At 62.4% G+C, this 16,350-nt stretch carries 15 protein-coding genes; 5 read left to right on the forward strand and 10 right to left on the reverse strand.

All coding sequences use genetic code 11. The features are described from left to right. Positions 1 to 28: 28 nt before the first annotated feature. The 4 genes from B1756_RS08495 to B1756_RS08510 form a co-directional block, all read right to left on the reverse strand. Positions 29 to 937 carry an alpha/beta fold hydrolase gene (locus B1756_RS08495; RefSeq protein ID WP_086888153.1) on the reverse strand — a complete coding sequence of 303 codons (909 nt, stop codon included), beginning with the start codon at positions 935 to 937 and terminating at the stop codon, positions 29 to 31. Between the two features lie 495 nt (positions 938 to 1,432). Beyond that, the gene (locus B1756_RS08500; RefSeq protein ID WP_086888154.1) at positions 1,433 to 2,197 is read right to left on the reverse strand and encodes a DUF7958 family protein; all 765 of its coding nucleotides are present in this window, start codon (positions 2,195 to 2,197) and stop codon (positions 1,433 to 1,435) included. Between the two features lie 4 nt (positions 2,198 to 2,201). Next, complete coding sequence (locus tag B1756_RS08505; protein WP_086888155.1) at positions 2,202 to 2,891, reverse strand: DUF7958 family protein; 690 nt, start codon at positions 2,889 to 2,891, stop codon at positions 2,202 to 2,204. Between the two features lie 16 nt (positions 2,892 to 2,907). After that, complete coding sequence (locus B1756_RS08510; RefSeq protein WP_228434545.1) at positions 2,908 to 4,818, reverse strand: eCIS core domain-containing protein; 1,911 nt, start codon at positions 4,816 to 4,818, stop codon at positions 2,908 to 2,910. A gap of 287 nt (positions 4,819 to 5,105) precedes the next feature. Here B1756_RS08510 and B1756_RS08515 point away from each other — a divergent pair, with 287 nt between their 5' ends. From B1756_RS08515 to B1756_RS08530, 4 genes are all read left to right on the forward strand, one after another. Further along, positions 5,106 to 5,327 carry a hypothetical protein gene (locus B1756_RS08515; protein WP_152031279.1) on the forward strand — a complete coding sequence of 74 codons (222 nt, stop codon included), beginning with the start codon at positions 5,106 to 5,108 and terminating at the stop codon, positions 5,325 to 5,327. Positions 5,328 to 5,502: 175 nt separating this feature from the next. Continuing rightward, complete coding sequence (locus tag B1756_RS08520; RefSeq protein WP_086890106.1) at positions 5,503 to 7,317, forward strand: transposase; 1,815 nt, start codon at positions 5,503 to 5,505, stop codon at positions 7,315 to 7,317. Positions 7,318 to 7,641: 324 nt separating this feature from the next. Beyond that, positions 7,642 to 7,941: a DUF7130 family rubredoxin-like protein gene (locus tag B1756_RS08525; protein WP_086888157.1), complete on the forward strand. Its 300-nt coding sequence runs from the start codon at positions 7,642 to 7,644 to the stop codon at positions 7,939 to 7,941. A gap of 123 nt (positions 7,942 to 8,064) precedes the next feature. After that, entirely contained in the window at positions 8,065 to 8,964 is a 900-nt protein-coding gene (locus B1756_RS08530; protein ID WP_086888158.1) for a ketopantoate reductase family protein, read from the forward strand. A 443-nt stretch (positions 8,965 to 9,407) separates the two neighbouring features. Here B1756_RS08530 and B1756_RS08535 read toward each other — a convergent pair whose 3' ends face one another. Continuing rightward, on the reverse strand, positions 9,408 to 9,770 hold the full coding sequence (locus B1756_RS08535; RefSeq protein WP_086888159.1) for a NifU family protein: 363 nt from the start codon (positions 9,768 to 9,770) through the stop codon (positions 9,408 to 9,410). A 91-nt stretch (positions 9,771 to 9,861) separates the two neighbouring features. After that, positions 9,862 to 10,233: a DUF5783 family protein gene (locus tag B1756_RS08540; protein ID WP_086888160.1), complete on the reverse strand. Its 372-nt coding sequence runs from the start codon at positions 10,231 to 10,233 to the stop codon at positions 9,862 to 9,864. Between the two features lie 188 nt (positions 10,234 to 10,421). On the opposite strand from B1756_RS08540, the gene B1756_RS08545 reads away from it, so the two are divergent. After that, complete coding sequence (locus B1756_RS08545; RefSeq protein ID WP_086888161.1) at positions 10,422 to 10,802, forward strand: hypothetical protein; 381 nt, start codon at positions 10,422 to 10,424, stop codon at positions 10,800 to 10,802. 808 nt (positions 10,803 to 11,610) lie between these two features. Here the strand turns inward: B1756_RS08545 and recJ are convergent. From recJ to hemC, 4 genes are all read right to left on the reverse strand, one after another. Next, on the reverse strand, positions 11,611 to 13,122 hold the full coding sequence (gene recJ, locus B1756_RS08555; protein ID WP_086888163.1) for a RecJ family nuclease: 1,512 nt from the start codon (positions 13,120 to 13,122) through the stop codon (positions 11,611 to 11,613). A 254-nt stretch (positions 13,123 to 13,376) separates the two neighbouring features. Then, positions 13,377 to 14,108: a uroporphyrinogen-III synthase gene (locus B1756_RS08560; RefSeq protein WP_086888164.1), complete on the reverse strand. Its 732-nt coding sequence runs from the start codon at positions 14,106 to 14,108 to the stop codon at positions 13,377 to 13,379. After that, complete coding sequence (gene cobA, locus B1756_RS08565) at positions 14,101 to 14,961, reverse strand: uroporphyrinogen-III C-methyltransferase (protein WP_086890107.1); 861 nt, start codon at positions 14,959 to 14,961, stop codon at positions 14,101 to 14,103. Before cobA ends, B1756_RS08560 begins: the two co-directional genes overlap by 8 nt. A 15-nt stretch (positions 14,962 to 14,976) precedes the next feature. Then, positions 14,977 to 16,107, reverse strand: coding sequence for a hydroxymethylbilane synthase (gene hemC, locus B1756_RS08570; RefSeq protein ID WP_086888165.1), 1,131 nt, complete (start codon positions 16,105 to 16,107; stop codon positions 14,977 to 14,979). Between the last annotated feature and the right edge of the window lie 243 nt (positions 16,108 to 16,350).

A 16,350-nucleotide genomic window follows, 5' to 3' on the forward strand; every position in this document is an offset into this window, starting at 1 on the left:
GTCGGCTGCCCTGTGTTTCCCCGCCACGTCAGTCGCTCGCCCGCTCGAGGCCCGGAATCTCGCCGCGTCCATAGCGTCGGGTCGGGTCGACCTGTCGCTCCGGGAGCCACTCGCGCAATCGCGCGTTGAACTCGGCTGGCCGCTCGCGAGGAGTCCAGTGGCCACAGTCGTCGACCAACTCGAGGTCGGCCTCTGGAATCACATCGGCCGCTCGAACCGACCACTCTGGCGGCACCAGCGGGTCCTGTCGGCCGTGGACGAGCAGCGTCGGCACGGACAGTGCCTCGAGGTCGTCTACGAAGTTCGTCTCGACGCGCCCGCCCCAGGTGAGTTCGTTGTTCTGGAACGCCTCGAACGCCCGTAACGACTGCGGTGCCGTGAGTTTCGTCCGGACGTCGTCGACGAACGCCGGGGGCAGGCTCGAGGCGTCTGCGACCAGCCGGTCCAGCACGAGTCGGGCCGTCTGGTCCGATGCACCCGCGGCGAACTTTCCGAACGCCGTCGCGCCCGGGATCTGGGAGAGGTGTTTCCAGGCGAGCGCCTCGGGAAGCCGGTCGCCGAGGCCGTAGCTATTGACGAGCGCGAGCCGCTCGACGCGGTCTGGTGCAGCGAGTGCGTACCCGAGGGCTGCGCCGCCGCCCATCGAAATGCCGACGAGCGAGACCCGGGCGTACGGGAGTGCAGCGATGAAGCCGTCGAGGACGTCGACGTAGCTCTCGATGGTGTGGTCGACGTCGCCGGTGCTCTCGCCGTAGCCGGGCCAGTCCGGGGCGTAGACCCGGTACTCTTCGGCGAGCGCCTCGATCGTGTGACGCCACGACACCGTCGCGTCGTCGATGCCCGCGCCGTGGAGCAAAACGACCGGCGGTCCGGTCGTTCCGGCTCGCCGGTAGGCGATTCGACAGTCACCGACGGTGGCAATGCCGGTTCCTGTCATGATCGTTCGTGTCCACGATCTCGAACGAGCCCGTGGTGGCGCGCGTCATCGTGGGGTCTGCAAGCGTGTTCGCTCACCACTGCTGTGCTGCTGTCGACGGGTGTCCCGTCGGCCCTGGGCGCTGCCTGGTCGACCGACGACCTCGTTTCCGTTCGTCCAGTTCCCGTGCCAGCCATCTCCCCACCACTCAGCACGGTTCCGAGATATGGTTTGTGGCTCCTGTCATCGCAGTGTCGATCTCCTCCTTCACATGTTCATCCACTACGTGGGGGCATCGTTCGTACAGTCACTGGATGACGGGTTCCGAAGATGAATTATAATGCATAGGTTGAACGGTGACTACTCGCCAGTTTGATGACTATTTCGCAGCTCGACGAGTCAGTGAATTACGCTATTCTATCAGACACTTGGGAAATTTTGAGGACATCGATGGCCTCGTCGAGAACGACCCAGTTGAAGATGTGCTGAGGAGAGTGTCGTGCGTCTCGACTCGCGTTAGTACTCGTCACGATCGAAGTTCCCTTTTGGTTTGCCGTATCCCTCGATGTCGTACTGTTTGGGCGGTATTTCACCCATGTTCCGGTACACGTCCCTGATCTGACAGATGAGGTTGTTGATCAGGAACCCCCGGAAGTCCTCGGGGTAGACGAAGTCCTCGGGCACTTCTACGAACGGCGGCACCATCGGGGTGATCTGTGTGGTTCCCTCCGAACAGCTCGCTGGCGTCCCAGTCGTGTAAGTCTCCTCGATGTCCTCCTTCGAATAGTAGATGTACATGTCCGGGAGGACTTCGACAACTTCGTTCTCGTCGTTGATACAGAACCCCTTCATGATCAGGGCGATCCGAGGTTCTCCCTCGAATTCGACTCTGCCTTCGGTTATCCCGTACTCCTGTTTAGTTCGTTCTGGATTAATCAGCGCGTGGTAGTACTCTCGGAAGGCCTCGTCGAACTGGTCGAGCGGCATCTTCTCGAGGGCGTCGACCCCACGTCGCAACTGTCGTGGGTCCCACCCATCACGGACGATGTTGAAATCTGTTTGTAAATGGGCTTCATATCTGGCACGTGCAAGTACTTGATCCATAAGACGTTCTTCTTTTTTATTCAGACTCGAAGAGTCGATAGGATAGGAATCTTGGGCATGAAGGTCGTTTGATTCTTCGTCTTCGGTATCTATTTCAACCAAATGAATATTTCCGCGCGGATCAATAATTTTGACACCAATGACACCTTCTTCGATTCCGACAATTTTTGTTTGCATAGTTCTATTGTGCTTGACTTCCGAATGGGACGAGTTCGGTATCGTGAATACCGACCCCGTCGACCCTGTATTGTTCAGGAGGCTGGCCACCTTGCATATAGTAGAGATCTCGAATCTGGCATTTGAGTTGGTGAACGATAAGATCTCGAAAGGTATGATCGCAGGCGAATGGTCGTGTGAATGGTGAAATCGTCACGTACACGTCGGGCTCACGCTCGAGGCTAACCGGTGTATGAACGAGGTCCTGATCGTCGAAATAAAACGTCACGGGATCGGACTGACCGATTAGTTCTTCATTCGAGTCATCCAGGTGGAGGTATAAGGCGGTGAACTCCACGTCATCAACGGGTGGATCTCGAATTGCTTCCAAAAAGTCCATGAAGTGCTCCATAATGGCTGATTGGTCCAGGCTCTCGAGGACATCGATAGCGTCGTCAAGAACCACCCAGTCGAAGATGGGGCTGAGGAGTTCTGCATCAGTTTCGTGATGCCCGACGTTGCGTGCACGAAACCGAACGCGCTCGAGTATGTTCGCAGGTTGGGGATCGGTCTGATCCTCCGCTGCAAATCGGTCTTGAACGTGACCAATGAGTTCACCGTCCCAGTCGAACAGCAAGTGATGGGTATAATCCCGATGGTCGATTACTTGGATAGCTATCCCTGGGCTATCCAGTCCGATAACATCTGCTTCCATTCTGGACGGTGGTTCATTAGTCATAATAATGTTCCTCCAATAGGCCTTCCTCATCTAATACGTGTAAGAGTGCATGGACCAGTTCGTCGTACCCTTGCGAAGAGTCAAGATCGGTCGCTCGTTCTCTGCGAATCCCTTTGACGCGTTTGGCGAGGCGGTCTTCGAGGGCGTCACCAACTCCTGTGATTTTATTTCTCGTCCCCGATACTTCTAAACCGAGTTTCGTTAAAACAGTAGCAACTCCTTTCAGGCCTCCTTTAGTCAGGCCAGAGGTCACACTTGCGGACAGATCGATGGAATTCGATTCAATCGCGTCTTTACCGGCTTTGCTTCCAGTTGATGCCGTCCCCGTCACGCCGGCACTGGACGCACCCGTTTTGGCGTAGTCTGTCACACAGATTTCATCAATTGTGTCTGGATCGACTGACGCCATCGTGCCGACTAATACACGTGACATGAGGCCCGTCTGTTGTAACGTCTTGAGGTATTCTTCTCGTTGATCTTGACTTAGCCTTAGCCACTCATTGCTGGTCATTCGACTAAGATTTTCTAAATTTTCTTCAACTCGGTCTGAACCAGGAGAATGTTCTTCGGGATTTTGGTCTATTCCTTCTTTCTTATTTATATTGTCACTGAATTGTGATTGATCTAGACGAGTTCTGTCTGAACCATTTTTTGTCTCCGATTCACCTTCCAGAGTATATTCACTATCTTTTTCGGCTGCATACCCATACAGGTCTCTGGCAAGCTCCAGCTTCCCATATTCATTGTAGTCCTTCGGCAGACGCTTGTCCACCTGGTACTCCAGCTGCGCCCGGATCGGTCCAGAAAACACACCGGCTGCCGTCGAGAACAACGGCTGGCCCGTCGAAAGGTCAACCATCGCCCCGGCAGTCGCGTTCTCCATCGAGGCAACGAGATATTCACCACCAGAGAGTCCCTGCCAGTGGCGCTCGATCGCTTCGCCGAACTGGGCCGCGATCTCGTCGGACTCGTTCATGAACAGCGCCAGTGTTCGCTGCTCGCACTCGCTGAGGTTCTCGATTCCCTCGCGGCCATTGAATAGGAGTGAGTTCTGGATCTCTTCCCAGGTCCAGTGGACCGATCCTTCACCACCCCAGCGGTCGCTCTTTCGGAACGACGATTTGGTGAGATCCTGAAACGTCGCGTTGTCGAACTCCCGCTCGTAGGCCCGCGTAAACGCTGGATGGCCGTTCTCGTAGCCCTCACGCAACGCCTCCGGTAGCTTTTCGAGGACCTCCTCCGGCAGGCCGTCCTCGAACTCCTCGGGGAGGTCCTCCTCGAGTTCGTCGTCGAGGACCTCGAGGAGTTCGTGTTTGTGCATCCGCTGGACGGACAGCGCTGCTTGGCTCGGCGTGAGCGACCCCACGCCAGCATCCGATCGGAGCGCCTCACTGGCAAACTCGTCCGCCTCACGCTCGTACGCACTCGAGGAATCTCGCACCTCGAGTTCTGTTGCAGCTGGCAATCGAGTGACCTGTCCGTCCGTCTGCTGGCGAGTATGCACCAGTTCGTGGGCAAGCAGGTACTTGCCTGTGGCGCTGTCCGGATCGAACTCGCCGTGATTGAACACGACGTGCGAGCCCACGGTGAACGCGCGGGCGTCGATCGACTCGCAGGCGTTCGCTGCTTCCGGGCCGGTATGAATCGTGACGTCGTCGAAACGATCACCCAGACGCTCGGCCAAGTCCGACTGGACCGCCGCATCCAGCGACTGGCCAGGTGTGGAGAGAACTCGGCGAACAGGGTCGGGAACGACTGTTTCTCCAGGCCGGTCATCATCCAGGTGAGTGTATCTGTTTCGGTGTTTCGACAGCTCGTTCTGCCGTTCGATATCAGTTGGGACTGCCTCAGGAGACTGCGCTTGCCGCGTTCGGAACGCAGCCATCTTCTCGGAATCACCCATTACTCCGACTGGCATCCCTTCGTCGGCCCACTGTTCGACTGTTTCTCGGCCCTCGGCGTTTACTACCTGCTCGAGCGTTCGCCTGAGAGACACTGTGGGTACCGAGTGGCCAAGTAACGCTTCGCAGTCGTCGGCTGGGAGCCAGATTCCATCGGCGTACTCGCTATCGGTCTCAGCAGCAGACCGGCTACGCCGAGCAGCAGATGACTGTGAGTCGGTTGTAGTGCGGGTGGCGTTGCGGTTGGATCGACGAGCCGTTTTCGACGGCTTCGATGTTGGAGGCACTGATGAGCGAGATGATGAAGTACCTGAGTCGGATTTGGATTTCCGAGGACGGCGAAATCCCATCTATTACAGACATATACAGAAAGGAATTATATAACTTACCATTGGAAAGCAGAAGGGATTTAGCGGTTCCCGAACCCCCTCATCAATATTTTCAGCCCGGTACAAGAAAAGGGAGCTGGGTTGCTGGTATATTCTGGAGGTTTATATACGAAGCCGCGTAATTCCTGAGTAGTGACAGCACGCGCGGGACAGGCCCCAACGGGGTCACGGTGGAAGCGGATCGGTCCACCGATGCGTCTCGACGGCGCTGGATACGAGTCCACGCCGAAAGACTACGAGATAGAAGGGCTCTACGGCGCGGATACTGGCGAAATTGTCGAAGCGCGGTCCTTCGACATGACGTTCCGGGAGATGGTCGATGGCGCTCTCAAAAGCTATCCGTACGAGCAACAGCACCGGTACGACCGCTCCGTCTCCCTGGAGGACCTCGTTTCGGAAATCCCAGCCTGCTACCTGCGCTTCTACGATACCTACGACCACGAACAGGGCAGTCCGAAGCCCTGGAACGCCGTTTTCCGTGCCCACGTCCTCCGCTGTGTCAAGGGCTGGAAGAACGCCACGGCCCTCTACAAGTACCTGAAGCAGAAGCCGTTCCTCTGCACGCAGCTGGGCTTCGAGGACATCCCCGACCAATCTACTCTCTGGCGGGCGTGGGAAGATCGCCTCGCCGACGTACAAGAGGCCGTCCATACAGCTGCCGAGGTAGTCGTGGACATCGCCCGCTACCACGACATCCCTGCCCCCGAACCCGAGTTCTTACCGAATCAGCCGACTGGGACGGTGACGCGGTCGAAGAGCAAAGACACGCTCGCACGCGAAAAGGCGCGTGAGGTCTGGAAGGGCGCGAAACCGATCGTCGAGGACTGCTTCTCCCTCGATCGCGGCGACAACGCTTCGATCCCCGAGGGCGCGTTCTGGGAACAGCAGTCCTACCTCGGAATGCGGACCGACATGCATCCGAACGACGGTGCGCAGTCGTTCGCGGAAGACTCCACGCGGGATCGAACACCGTCAGGCGACTCCCACCGACTCCAGACGAAAGAACTCGGCGTCGAGCGCATTCGGACGATGCTCCGCGAGAGTGCTCGGACGCTGGTTGCACGGGCGAAATCGACGGACACGATGGGGCGCACGCAGATGGCGGCTCTGGACCTCACGAAGGGTAACCCGTGGGGCGGCAAAGTCATGCGCGACAGCAACGGGAAAAACAAGGAGCCGTGGATTCTGGGGTACAAGGGCGAGAACGGACCGTTCTTCCAGTGGGCCGTCATCAAACTCGTCGGCCACGATGTGCCGCTAATCCTTGATGCGATCCCGGTCGAACGTGGTCGAAAGCGGGCCGACATCGTGGACGATCTCCTCGACGGTGCGACCGACATCGTCCCCGGCTTAGACCTCGTGATGATGGACCGCGAGTTCGCCAATGACGGCGTCAAAGACGCCTGCGAGGACCACGGTGTCCACTACCTGAATCCGGGTGTGGTGCGGTCCAGCAGCGACCACGAACACCAGATTGCCAAGCTCGCCAGCGAGGACAAAGACTTCGACGTCGTCGAGCAGGAACGACTCGACGATGGACCGACGCGGAAGGCGGTCTACCTCCCGAAGCGCGAGTGGGAACGAGAAGACGAGGCCGATGACGGCACGGACGTGACGATTCGCCAGGAACTCATCGAAGACTTCGAGGAGATCGGCGATACAACACCGCTCTCGGCGGATCGGGACGGCGACTCGCCGTTGAGCAATCTTCTCGATGAAGTAGCGGACGAGGAGGAGATCGACGAGCCGGCACGAGTCGAAGCGCCGACGGTACCCTTCGAGACGAACCTGCCGTGGGTAGACACCGATCCTGCTGACGAACGGGAGATGAAGCACCAGATCGGGCGGGTAATGGTCCGGTATAAGCGGCGCTGGGGTATCGAAAACGGGTTCAAGAAGCTGAAGACGTTCCTCGCAGAGACACAGTCGCCCGACCACCGGTTCCGGTACTTCAATTTCGCGTTCGCCTGTGTCCTATACAACTGCTGGCGGCTGGTGGATATCCTCGTCCAACTCGAACTGGATGGCGAAGTGGGGGACGGGCCGGCGCTCACGGCGAACTCGTTCCTGACGTTCGCCAAGAAGAATTACGGCCTCGACCCACCCGACTAACCCACTCGTTTCCGCTGGACTCTCCTCACTGGGAAGCGCCAGCGCTGTCCTGAGCGCGGTTTCTCCAGTGATTTCCTGAGATCTATCCGATAGGTTTCTCAGAAGTGCGTTCTCAATGGCTCTCGGAGAGTTCTTTCAGCCTGTTTAGTCGTGAAACCTGTGCATCATAGAGGCATCTTCGCAACATCAGACTGGATGATTTGGTATCGCGTTATAGTGTTTACCGAACTGCTGGCCCGGGAATCGGTAATTCAACCGAACACGACGGTCAGGCGTGCTAACGGCCGTGTTTCCTTTATCCCTCCTCGAGTCGTCGGGAGAACCATGGCAACTGAGCGCACAGAGTCACGGCTCGGGTTCGGGACGGCGGTCTACACCGAAGACGGCACGAAGGTCGGCCAGATTCGTGGATTCGATGAGGAAGGGTTCTACGTCACGATTCGCGACGGACTCGAGGGGATGAGCGTCGAACACGTCCGATCGGGTAAGAACTTCGGGGAGGCCCACCTGATGTGGCGCTGTCTCGAGTGCGGCCAGATGGACGACCTCAACGACGCCCTTCCGAACGAGTGCCCGTCCTGTGGTGCCGAACGGGAGAGTCTCTATTACTGGACCGAAGACTAATACGGGCTGGCATATCCAGTATTGTCACCTCCAGGAACGGACCGAATACGTCGGCACCGACGTACAGCACCCGTCTGCTCGATAGCGGGATTTATCGCCGCGGCGGCACTGGCTCCCACTACGATGGAAATCGTCGTCTTCGGAGCCGGCAGCCTCGGCAGTCTGGTCGGCGGCGTCCTCGCGCGCGCACACGAGGTGACGCTCGTGGGCCGACCCGATCACGTGGACGCGCTCCGGTCGGACGGCCTCCGGGTGACCGGCCAACTCGAGGCTCACGTTACCCCGTCGGCGACGACCGACGGCCGAGACCTCGCCGCCGAACTGGCCGTCGTGACGGTCAAGGCCGCCGACACGCCGACTGCGGCGGACGCGCTCGCGACGGGTACGTTCGACGCCGCGCTCTCGTTGCAAAACGGGATGGGAAACGAGGCGATCCTCGCGGACGCACTCGAGTCGCCGGTACTCGCCGGGACGGCGACCTACGGCGCGCTCCGCCGGGAACCGGGCGTCGTCGACTGCACGGGACTTGGCGAGGTCGTCGTCGGACCCCGTGACGACAGTCACTCCCCACTCGCGACGCGCGTCGGGAACGCGTTCCAGGAAGCAGGGCTCGAGACGACCGTCGCCGACGATATACCCCGCCGTCTGTGGGAGAAACTGGCTGTCAACGCGGCGATCAACCCGGTCACGGCGCTCGCGGACGCCGACAACGGTGCCATTCTGGACCCGCCAGCGGCGGACGTCGCACACGCGGCTGCCCGCGAGACCGCACGCGTCGCTCGAGGGGCTGGGATTTCCCTCACGGACGAGGCTGCGGTCGGCGCCGTTTCGCAGGTCGCCCGCGATACCGCGGCGAACACATCCTCGATGCGTCAGGACGTCCGCGCCGGTCGACGCACCGAGATCGACGCTATCAACGGCTACGTCGTCGACCGCGCCGAGGAGCTGGGACTCGCGGTCCCGACGAATCGGGTGCTCGCGTCGTTGATTCGGACGTGGGAGCGCTCCAACGAACTGCGATAGGCGGCACGTCCTCGTACGGCCTCGTACTGCTACTTTTCACGGGCCTCGGACGGCTCTCCCTCCTGGCGCTTCGTCTCGTCCTCTCTTGTATATCCTATCTCGCTATACGAAATTCCTCTATCGTGGGGATTACCAGTTGCTCACTGTCTGCTCGAGCGGCCGGTCGCGTAGCGACGCAGTTCCACCCGACAGTCACGAGACGCTCGCGTGATCGATCCCGGCGATTCCTCGACGCCACTGGCGCGATCGTCGGGCCCTTCCGTCGGTGCAAACTGCAACCGGGCCGGAGCGGCCGGTCGCCACGTTACTCTCTCGAGCCCGGTAGATCGGCGGCGACACCGCTCGAGACACGGTCCTCACTCGAAACTCGAACGACGAACTGCGCGCTCGCGTGCTAAATCGGCCGAGAACGAAACGGCTCGTCGGGGGACGACTCGAGGGCGTTAGAACGGTGCTTCGGGACCTTCGTCGTCTTCGCCGTCGTCATCGACGGTTTCACCGGGGAACGACGGGCTCATGCCGCCACCCATGTCACCGCCACCGCCGTCCATGCCGGTGTGGGCGTTGACCGTCTCGATTTCGGGGATCTCCTTGACCATCCGGCTCTTGATCGCCTGGATCGTCATCGGGGAGATGCCACAGCCACTGCAGGCACCGCCGAGAGCGATCGTGACCTCGCCGCTCTCGCGGTCGATGTCCTGGATTGCCGCACTGCCGCCGTGCATCTGGATCTGGGGGAAGTTCCGCCGAAGGAAGTTCGTCACTCGCTCCTCCAAGTCGTCTCCCTGTTGTGCATCGGTGCTCATGGGAACGGGTTGGGCTCGCGTCACCCTAAACCTTCCGTCCTTTCCACTTGCTCTCTCGCTCTCACTCGTGCCCACGAGTGGTGCGATTCGATCACTCGAACCCGAAGATCCGCCGGAGTTCGTGTTCGATCTCCTCGACGTGGATCTCGAGGACCGTTTCGAACTCCTCGCGGTCGACGGCGACGCCCGTCAGACGATCGTACGGGTCGTCGGGCAGGTCGATCCGGAACTCGCCGTCGGGCTCTCGTGGCTCGTCGCCGCTCGAGTCGTCCACGGAGCGTTGCTCCGGGCTTTCCTCGTAGAACGGTTCGCTCTCGTTCAACACCTGCTGGTCGATCGCGTGGACGAGCGTCGAGTCGTACTCGTCGTTCATCCGGTTGAACGCGTTCTTGTACGCTTGCTGGAGTTCCGGAAAGTAGTGGACGTACTTGTCCTCGAACTTCTCGGGGTCGAAATCGGCCATATCGATTCGAACGGACGGCGAGGACAAAAGTCGGACGATCGGGTGGGGGCTCTCTGACTCGCTTCGGTGCAGCGTCCCCTCGAGTGCGCTGGTGCAGTTCGAATCGCCAGCCAGCAGCGTGGCCGTGGTGATGGGCGTGCGTATGCAAGCGGAACGTCCACTCGGGGGTGTGGCGTTGGAGGTGGTACATGCCGACCGATCAGCACCCCCTGCCACGTGAGGCGTTACCACCGGGCTGGGGCCCTGCGGAGTGTGGTGACTGCCGGTTCGTCTACCACTACCGGCAGCCGCCGATCGAGCTCGTCGCCGACCGGACTGGGGCACGGTGTCATCCCTCTCTCGGGCTGGACTGCTGCTGGGAGTTGCGGTGTCGCTGTGCCGTCGACGATCGGTCACTTTCGCACGTCATCGGCCACGTCTCCAACCGATTCGCCGCTGCAGACGGCCTGCTCGAGTGTATGCGCCGGATCCACGAGACCGTCGACGAGGCGTCAGATCCGCTCTATGTGCTCTCGGTGGTGAACGACGTCTCGCTGTCCGATGCCGTTCCGAACGGTCCTGTCCCGTGACGTCGCCCCAATTTTGTATTGCAGTATGGGATTTATTGCCGGCTGGTGGTGGCACTCGTCGCCGGTAACTGAAACGGAGTGGTTCCGGTGGTGGGACGTTCTCCGCGTGCGGTACGCGCTGCCGAGTGTGCGCGTTCTGTCCGGAAACGATGTGTGCCTGTCGAGGTCGCAGATCGGTGTCGATGTGTTTCGGGGGATGAATTCGGGGATCTTTCCACGTATCGGCGCGGATGGAACCGTTCTGTGACGATCGATGGCCCGTCGATACTGGTTGCCGTCGGTATAGCACGTTCGTGGCCCACCGGCGATCCACCGGTGATCGTCCCGTGCCTGGTGGTGGACTGGTCTACGCAGTCCTCCGCCCGTCGTCTGGTGATCGTCGCTTCGTCGTCGCTATCCGGGCCGTCCACACGTTCTCGTAGCCAGCTGGGGAGCTCCGACTCGCTGTCGATTCACCGCGCGTGCGCGAAAGTGGGCCACCGGTGTGTCAGGGAGCTGGTCCCGTGGAGAACTCGAGTCCAGCTATCCCGGTCGGTCTCGGAGGCGGCTCGTCTGAACCGGTCGAGTTGCGAAATCGGGTCGTTCGGCCGCTCCGTCGTCGCTACCGGCTGCGACGCGTGTTGGGTCAGTGACTGGCAATTCTCGACGGCGACCTGGGATAAACCGATTACTGCGATACGAAATCCTCTCTTGCTCGATTGCCGAAGGCTCGTTGGGATGTGGTCCGGCTCCAGGTTCGGTCTGGATACTGAGGCGTTGTCACTCGGTCCGAAACGCAGTCTCGAGCCACCGCCGCCGATCGTGGGACTCAGGAGAGTTGTTCGCCGACGATCTCGTCGGCCCGTTCGATGAACGTCGATTCCTCGCCTGCCGGGACGGTCGCCCCGGCAGCGACGTCGTGGCCACCGCCGTCGCCGCCGACGACGCGGGAGGCCTCGCTCATCACGACCGAGAGATCCAGTCCCTGTCGGACGAGGCTGTGGGTGCCGCGGGCCGAGACCTTGACTTCCGCTGGATCTTCGTCTCCACTTTCGGCTCCGTCATCCGTCTTGGTCGCGAACGCGAAGATTGGCTTCGAGCGGTTGATGCCGTCGTTGCCGAGGGCCATCCCGGCGACGATGCCGACGATGGTCTCACGGATACGATCTTCGGCGTGGAACCACTGGAGGTGTTCCTCGTTCGTGACGCCCTCGCTGGTGACGAGATCGATCCCCGCAGAGAGGTTTCGCCGGTGGTTCCGCAGGAGACTCCGGGCGCGCTCGAGCGCGCCGTCCCGATTGCCCAGACAGACCGCGAGGCCGACGTCGGCGCGTTCGTACCGGGCGGTCGCGTTGAGTAGCGTCGAGAACTCGCTTGCGTCCCGGAGTTCGGTTCCGACGGGCTCTCGAGCGAGGGTGTAACTCGTCCCGACGAGGCCGTCGATCTTGTGGGCGGGGACGCCACGGGAGACGGCGCGTTTGACGAGCGCGCTGGCGACGACCTGTTTTTCCTCGCCCGTCAGCCCCGACCACCGTCGCCACTCGCCGTCGCGTTTCAACTCGAGGTCGAGGTCCTCCAGAAATCGGAGCGCGCCGGCCTGGTCGTTCGAAATTCCGGGGATGTGGACGTCGGTGGCGTACTCGAGCAGTTTCGGGAGCGGGCGGGTCTGTTTGCCGTAGATCGCGAGGTCGGTGCCAGTCTCGAGGACACCGGCGTCGACGCCTTCCTCGACGATGTTCGCGTTCGCGCCGTGGAGTTCGCCGCCGGAGGCCTGCATGTCGCCGACGGCACCGACGACGGCCAGTGCGGCGAGGTCGCGGTTGTCGGCTCGCGGGTGGCTCTCGGTGGATTCGACCGCGGTTCCGCCGTCGGCGGCGACGCCCGTGGTCGTTCCATCTGATGCCTCGGCGAGCGCCCGCGCGAGGACGTAACTCGCGCCGGCACCGGAGAGTTCGGAGGCACCGTCGATGCCGAACAGGAGGGGATTGAGGTGGTACTCGGTCTCCCGGTCGGCCGGCTGGTGGTGGTCCGCGATTACCGGCGTGAACGCGTCCGCGTCCTCGTAGTCGCCGATGACGTCGAGCTGGCCGCTCCCGAAGTCGGTGAAGAGGACGGTCTCGTAGTCTGTCTCGGCGATGGCTGCGATCGCCGTCTCGTCGAGTTGTTTCTCGAAGACCGTCTCGAAGGGCAGGTCCGCCCGCTCGAGCGCCTGTGCGGCGATGGCGGCGCTCGTGAGGCCGTCGGCGTCGATGTGAGAGGCCAGCAGGACGCGGTCGGCCTCGCACAGCCGGTCGGCACAGGCGGCGGCGCGGTCTTCGAGTTCGGGTACCGGCCCGGTCATAGTCGCTGGTGGGTCGGCTTCTCGGATAAAGGTGCGCCATCTGCCTGGCTGGTCGATTCGGAAGGCCTCGCACGGACAGACACCACCTCGAAAGCCCCTGGCGACCTCGACTCGCGCGGAACGCCCTGCGCTCCTCGCTCGCTTCGCTCGCTGCGGTGCTTGGGGTTCCGAGCGTCGTCGACGCCGCCAGCCCCTTTCAGTCCCACCCGTGGCGGCTGATCAGCCTGCTGGAGAACGGTGGAGAAGACGATTTGTTACGAGCGGACGGCCTCGAGCGTTTCTTCGGCCAGCGCGTCGAAGGTCGCTTCGCCCGGGATGACGTCGACGTCGACGCCGAGATCGGCGGCGCGCTCGCGGGTCGGGCCGCCGATGACGCCGACGACGACGTCTTCGAGTGCCGCGCTGATATCGTCGATTCCGCGAGCGTCGGCGGCCTCGAGGAAATGCTCGACGGTCAGCGGCGAGGTGAAGCAGGCGGCTGCGAGGTCGCCGTCGGCAGCGCGGTCGGCCGAGTGGCCGCTGCCGTCTGGCCTGACGAGTCGGTAGAGGGCGGTCTCGTGGACGTACGCGCCCGCGTCAGCGAGACCGTCGGGGAGGACCGAACTGCCGTGATCGCTGCGGGCGATCTCGACGCGTGCGCCGTCGACCTCCTCGCGGAGCGCGGTGACCATGCCGCTCGAGGTGTACTCCTCGGGGACGACGTCGACCGTGTGGCCGGCCGCCTCGAGTGCGTCGGCGGTCCGGGGGCCGATCGCACAGACGGTCGCCGTGTCGGAGTCCCAGTCGGCCTCGCGGGCGAGGTCGACGCCAGTTGTACTCGTGAGGATCGCGTAGTCGGCGTCCTCGCGGGGCGAGTAGCCGGTCGGTTCGATCGCGAGCATCGGGTCGGCGACCGGCGCTGCGCCCAGGTCTTCGAGCGTCGAGACGGCGGACGCGAGGCGCTCGTCGGCGGGGCGGAAGACGGCGACGGCCGGTCGGTCAGTCATTGGCTGGCCCTTCGAGCGCGGGGCCGTAGTCGTTGCGGAGGAACGCGACGACGTCCGCGCGGGTGCCGGCGACGTCGCCGATCACCGTGACTGCGGGCGGTTCGATGCCGACCCGGTCGCGTTCGTCGACGATGGTCTCGAGGGTGCCGGTGGCGACCTGCTGGCCGGGCCACGTGGCGCGTTCGACGAGGGCGACGGGGGTGTCGGCGGCCATACCGCCGTCGATCAGTGCCTCGGCGTACTGTGGGAGGCGGGTGACGCCCATCAGGACGACGATGGTGCCGCCGGTCTCGGCGAGGGCCTCCCAGTTGACGGTCGACTCCTCCTTGGTGGGATCCTCGTGGCCGGTGACGAACGAGACGGAGGAGGCGTGATCGCGGTGGGTGACCGGGATGCCAGCGACGGCGGGGGCGGAGATCGCGGAGGTGACCGCGGGGACGACCTCGAACGGCACGTCGTGATCGGCGAGGTAGGCGGCCTCTTCGCCGCCGCGGCCGAAGACGAACGAGTCGCCGCCCTTGAGTCGGACGACGCTTTTCTCCTCGCGGGCGAGTTCGACCAGCCGTTCGTTGATCTCCCACTGCGGGGTCCGGTCGCCGTGGGCGCGCTTGCCGACGTCCTGACGGCGATCGTCCGGCAGGAGGTCGATGATCTTCGGGCCCGGCAGTTTGTCGTGCAGGACGAAGTCGGCCTGCTCGATCAGCCGTCTGGCCTTGCAGGTCAGCAGTTCGGGGTCGCCGGGGCCGCTGCCGACGAGGTAGACGGTCCCGGGTTCGGGCTCGGATTCGAACTCGAGTTCGACCTCGAGGTCGGATTCGGACTCCGGCACTGGCTCGCGATCGGTTCCTGGCATCTCCGTATCCTCCACCTACTTCCCCGTTGGTTTATCTTCCCCGGAGACGGCAGAATCCGCGTCGCGTTCTGCGCGTTCGATCAGTTCTGCAGCACCACGGTCGGCGAGGTCGCTGGCGAACTCGCGGGCGGCCGCGGCGTGAGTTTCGACGGGGAGGTCGCGGCTCGCGATCACCGACTCCTCGCCGTCACGGTCGAAGACGGTCACGCTGGCGTGGACGTACTCTCCCTGGAGCACGGCGAAGATGCCGATCGGAGCGATACAGCCGCCGCCGAGTTCGGCGAGAAGCGTCCGTTCGACGGTCGTCTCGACCCGGGTTCGTGGGAAATCGATCGCCGACTGGAGCTCCTGGGCGGACTCTCCGTCCACGGCGGTCACTGCCAGCGCTCCTTGCCCGGGCGCGGGAACGAACGTGTCGGTCGGGAGCCGCTGGTAGTCGACGTACTGGCCCAGCCCGCTGCGCTCGAGGCCCGCCTCGGCGAGAACGATCGCGTCGTATTCGGTCTCCACCTCGCGACCGAGGGCCTGCTTCTCGAGTTCCGAGCGGTCGTCGAACCACTCCTCGACGGTCTGGTCGTACTCGGGTTCAAAGTCCTCGTTTCCAGTGTTCCCCTTCCGTTCTTTATCTGCCTCGCTGCGTTCCTGATGTTCTGCCTGCAGGCTGGGCGCGAGCAGTTTCTCGAGTCGCGTGTCGACGTTCCCGCGCAGGGGTTCGACCTCGAGGTCGGGGCGCTCGGCGAGCAACTGTGCGCGTCGTCGCAGGCTCGAGGTGCCGACGGTCGCTCCCTCGGGGAGGTCCTCGAGGTTCGAGCCGTCGGGCGTCACGAGGGCGTCCCCCGGCGCGCCGCGTTCGGGGACGGCGGCGGTCACGAGGTCGTCGGGCTGTTCGGTCGGCATGTCCTTCATCGAGTGGATCGCGCCGTCGAGGTCGCCCGACAGGACGCGCTCGTCGAGTTCGCGGACGAACGCCCCCGTCTTCCCGAGGCGGTGGATGAGTTCGTCCTGAATCTGGTCCCCAGTCGTCTCGACCGTGACGAGTTCGACCTCGTAATGGCGGTCCTCGAGGGCCTCTTTGACTGTCGTCGCCTGCCGCCGGGCGAGCGTCGACCCCCGCGTCGCCAGCCGAAACGTCCCACGCGTTCTCATGGGCGGTACTCGACGCCTCGAGTATGAAAAGCGCACGCTTGTGGGTCGGCCAGACCCAGCGGCTACGTGAGAGACTCTCAGAATGCTACTCGAGGTCGTGGGTGGTACTCCCAACTAGATTTGTTTCGAACATCTTCGGCGGGAGAGCTACGGGGCACGACGCCGGTGGGTAATACAGAATGAGCGAAACACTCTACGAGCGACTCGGCGAACGGGATGCGATCGCGAGGTACGAGGACGCGA

The sequence above is a fragment of the Natrarchaeobaculum aegyptiacum genome (assembly GCF_002156705.1).
Classification (GTDB): domain Archaea; phylum Halobacteriota; class Halobacteria; order Halobacteriales; family Natrialbaceae; genus Natrarchaeobaculum; species Natrarchaeobaculum aegyptiacum.